A 4,480-nucleotide genomic window follows, 5' to 3' on the forward strand; every position below is an offset into this window, starting at 1 on the left:
TCATTATATTCTTTCTGTTCTCTCATGTCCTTTTGTAGGTGTATCAAGGTTTCCCCTATGTTTATGCTCACTTCATTTTCATCATCATTCACAGTAATATTCATGGGTATTCCCTGTTCAGTAAGAGCATTTTCTACATCTTCTATGGTTTTACCTTCTGAATACAATTCTCTAATTTTAAGGAGAATTTGAAGCGACTCTTCAGCAATCAAATAGCTTTTATGTTTTTTCTTTATGATTAAGTGGTGAACATGATTATTTAAATATCGTCTAAGCGTTTGATGTGGTATACCGGTTTCTTTATCTGCTTCAGAAATTGTAAACCATTTTCTCACTTTCTCACCCCACATGTTTACCATCTTCTTATGTTCAGTGATTCTAGAAAACACAATTATTTTCCTTTATTTTTTCATGAGAATGCTTATGAATCATTTTACACGCTCATTTTAAAATAGAAAATAAAAAAAGAAGTAAGGCTGTTTAAACGTGATGTTTAAGTGTGCAAGAGAGTATAAAGTGAGGTCGTACATATGAATTGGAATAACTTAATCTTTAAAAATCTATTATAAAAAAATAAAAAGAGAGGTGATTTGATTTGAGAATGCAATTTAAAGAATTTCATTTAGAAATTTCTCCAATTTTAGTGGCGATGGTGTTACATGCAATTTCTGTTATGCTTTGATAATAAAGTAAAGAGGACTTCTTTTAGAGTCCTCTTTGCTAGTTAACTAGTAAATTTCAATTTTTAAAGTGTTAATCAATATTAACTACGAAAGAAAATGAACAATCCACCCAAGTATGCTTAATGTAACTAAAACAGCACCAAACTTCAAAACTAATCGCAGGAAGAAAGAACCTGTTGCCAACAAATATTTAATTCCTTTTAGGAAAAGAAATCCCACAATTATTAATAGGAAAATGGTAGCAATCACTTGAACAGCAATCATACTAAAATCTCCGTCTAATTTCGTCTATTACATCTTGAGATAGTATGAATTCATTGTTTCTTAATCTTTCCGCAGTGCTACGAAGATAATTTATATCATCTTCAGAAAGGGTTTGTATATACTCTAAGTTTACAGATGAAAATCTATTTATTGAAATACTGTTTTGAGAAGTTGATTCTTGTGCTATTTTCTCCTTTATTTCTATAAAATCAACAGTTCCGTATGTTTTCATCAGTTTTTTAGCTAATTTAACAGCTTTTTTTTCTTCTTCTTCTTTTAATTTTTTCTTAGCTTCAGCAATCTTTTTGTCTGCTTCTTCCCTTAATTTAAGCGCTAATTCTAATTCCTCTTGTGGATCCTTTTTTCTAGCCATGTTGAGTCTAATCTCCTTTTTATAAATTTCTTAAGACGTCAAATCTAGAACCTTTTTTCGTTTTCCCCTTCTCATAATTACTTACCTTTTCTCCAAACAACGAGCCAAAATAACTTGATTCAACTTTTTTATTTTCTGTTGGTTGCCCGATTTTCTTTGTATCTTGGGTTGATTCAACTATTTGTTTAATACTCTGCTGTACTGGTTCTGGAGTAGATGAAAATGCCTTTTGAACATCTTGCAAGATGACTTGTTTAATTGGTTCTTTTGCTCCAAAAGATGTTTTTTCTAGCTCTTGAACAACTTTCATTTTGAGTGTTTCAGGAGCAATATTTCCTTGTTTTTGAACATCTTCTATTACTCTCTTAACTGTTTGATGTGCTTCTTGTGGAAGCCTTGCTGTTGTAAGAACTTGCTGTACATTTTGTTGTATTTGTTGCGGTGTCGCTATTTTTGCTTGCTCTATTTCTTGTACGACACGTTGTCTATTCGGTGCCGTTTCGGAACTATTTTGAACATCTTGAATCACCGTTTGACGTTGCGACACTGCCTGTCCGTTGCTAGATTGTATATCTTGTACAATGGATTGCTTGCCTATATGGTTAGACTGTGGAACGGATTTAACATCTTGTTCTATGCTTTGTTTTAATGGAGCGCTATTCACTGTATTAGCCTTCATATTTTGAACAGCATCTTGCATAGAATGATTAGCCGAGCTTCCAGCTGCAACTTCTTGTCTGGTACGATTAATAATCCCTTCGCTGCTTTGTTGATTAATTGATTTATTCTCAGGAGTTAATCGCATATTACTTGCTGCATTTACATCCACATTTCCATTCGGATTTAATGATTCTTTTAATTTCATTTCTGCTAAAATTTCTTCATTCGATTGTGTTTTACCATTTGCGCGATCATTCACACTGCTAATAACATCTTGTTGAAGTGTCTGCCTTTGATTAGTTGGCGTTATTGTTGCGTTATCTCCTGCATTTTTTTCTTGTAATTCTTGGCCATTGTTAGACGTATCATATCTTTTTATTGATGATGAAGGGTCATTAGAAAGTTCGTTATTGCTATTTAAAGACTGTTTATTTTGATTTAAACCCTTTTCCCCTTGAAGTGCGTTAGCTACGTTTGTAGCGACTCCAGAAGTTTCAACAGCAGCAGTAGAAAGACCTTCCATCTTACCATCTGAATTAATACTATTACTCAATCCATTACTACTCAATTTTTCTTTAGAAAAATCACCCAATTGATTTCTATTTTTGTTATTACCTGAAACACTATCATTAATCGATTTCTTATTATTATTTGATTGATTATTTAACCTATCTTTATTTACATTTTGATCGTGCGTATTGTTACTGTCATTGTTTTTGGAATTCCCTAGATTTTTTAACCTTTTAAATCCTCCTGTTGTTGCTCGACCAAGCGCAAATGCACCTACAAGTTGACCAAACCCTTCTTTCAATCCTACATCTACACCAAAATAGCGCATAATGGTGTTGCTACCTTTAATTAAAACGAAAGTTGAGGAAATAATCGCAATTACATAAATAAAAATGTTTGGTTGCTTGCTTGCTAAAAACGAAAGAAACACAGTATACATTTTTAAACTTAATCCTGTAAAAGCAATTAAAAGGAAAGCGTTTAATATGTCCTGTACAACCATTTTTGTTCGTTGTCCATTCTCTAAATCAGTGGCAAATACAAATAATCCTACAACCTTTTTAAAACCAATTTCTATGATTGTAGTAACAAAAATAAAAAGAGTAAAAACATAAGCAACAAGAAGAGCAGCTAACCCTATTATCATGGGTGTGAAATTAGCATGATAACGGAAATATCCTTCTTTAAAAGAGTCATTAAAAAAAGCAAATACTCCTCCTTTAATTTTATCTGCAATGACTTTACCGTTTTCATTTGTATCGAGTTTATACGCAAGATGTTTTACTTCTTCACCCTCAACATCATCGATAGTGTCTGAAGTGATTAACGCATTTAAATTAGTTATTTTGAATGAGTCAGGTGTTAATTCATTTCTTTTATTTTCTTTATTATCAAGAGTAGAAAATCCTTGAGATGATATGTAAAGTAGATCAGCCACATTTTCTTGAATGAGATTCCAGGATAAACTTGAAACTTGTTCATTGTTCCCAGCAGTTTGTGTTGCGTAAAAGAAGTTTTTAGAAATATCTTGCATTGTAGTCATCAAAGTGGGTAATCCCAAAATAAGAAAAGCTGAAATAAATATATTTACTCCTAATGACTTAAATTTTGGAGGCTCTTTTGCAATAACAGTTTTAAATCCTAAGTACACCAAAGTCAAAACCATGAGTGTTACTACAAGATCATTAATAATAGCTTTTGTAATACCCTGTATTCCTGAATCATCTAAAAAACTCAACAAACTTAAGGAGTCTGGTATTAACCCTTCAACCCCATTTGTTAGAAAATAGAGTCCTTTAATCAATGCCCATCCCATCCAATGAAACATTACCGTAAAAAAGTTTCCATACGATAAATAATCTTGATACTTTTTTAAAAAGTTTACTGTTTTTTCATCCCCTCCATCTGACCATAAGGAATCCCAAATTGCTGCTTGAACTGATGGAGTTAAAATTATAAATGCTATTAAAAATATTAATATTGGTACAAGAAACTTTCTAAATTTATTCACATAATTCCTCCCCTAATTTAAATTAGCTAATTTCTGTTTATGCTCTTAATTTAGCATGGAAACTTTGTTTCCATAAGGGGTAAAATGAAATTTTTCTAAAAATTTTTGATATAGGGGGATTGGGGGAAAACCCCCAACAAGCCTAAAATGGAAACATGCGAGAGCATGGGCCCATTTTAGTATGCTTGCAAAACATTAAATACTTTTATTGTTTTGTTTAATTACTTATAATTAAAGAATACATGGTGTGGAGGGTTGTAAATGAGTAATCTTAAGGAAGTTAAATTTCGATTAACAGCAGAAGAAGTGGATAAGGCGAAGAAAATATCTAATGAATACAGCATGAGTATTAACGCAATTGCAAAGTTTTTATTACTAAATTTAAAAGCTCCTAAAGGAGCAAACGAAAGAAAAGACGTAAAAGAATTAAACCGCCAAATAGGAGCAATAGGAAATAATCTTAATCAGATGGCTAGAAGC

At 31.9% G+C, this 4,480-nt stretch carries 4 protein-coding genes; 1 reads left to right on the plus strand and 3 read right to left on the minus strand.

Going from position 1 to position 4,480, the window contains the following annotated elements:
* The 3 genes from ACNPQM_RS43660 to ACNPQM_RS43670 all read right to left on the minus strand — a co-directional run.
* Positions 1 to 350, minus strand: a 350-nt coding sequence (locus ACNPQM_RS43660; protein WP_418088360.1) for a MerR family transcriptional regulator, incomplete at its 3' end; no start/stop codon positions are given.
* Between the two features lie 598 nt (positions 351 to 948).
* The gene (locus ACNPQM_RS43665) at positions 949 to 1,320 is read right to left on the minus strand and encodes a hypothetical protein (protein WP_375877795.1); all 372 of its coding nucleotides are present in this window, start codon (positions 1,318 to 1,320) and stop codon (positions 949 to 951) included.
* Between the two features lie 19 nt (positions 1,321 to 1,339).
* On the minus strand, positions 1,340 to 4,000 hold the full coding sequence (locus ACNPQM_RS43670) for a pLS20_p028 family conjugation system transmembrane protein (protein WP_375877794.1): 2,661 nt from the start codon (positions 3,998 to 4,000) through the stop codon (positions 1,340 to 1,342).
* A 261-nt stretch (positions 4,001 to 4,261) separates the two neighbouring features.
* Here ACNPQM_RS43670 and ACNPQM_RS43675 point away from each other — a divergent pair.
* Positions 4,262 to 4,480, plus strand: a 219-nt coding sequence (locus ACNPQM_RS43675) for a plasmid mobilization protein (RefSeq protein WP_418088361.1), incomplete at its 3' end; no start/stop codon positions are given.

This window comes from Streptomyces sp. NPDC056231 (genome assembly GCF_048270745.1).
Taxonomy (GTDB): Bacteria; Actinomycetota; Actinomycetes; order Streptomycetales; family Streptomycetaceae; genus Streptomyces.

Bases quoted from the DNA above. Each gene is read 5' to 3' on its own strand.
- ACNPQM_RS43665 (WP_375877795.1), bottom strand. From the start codon at position 1,320: ATGGCTAGAAAAAAGGATCCACAAGAGGAATTAGAATTAGCGCTTAAA.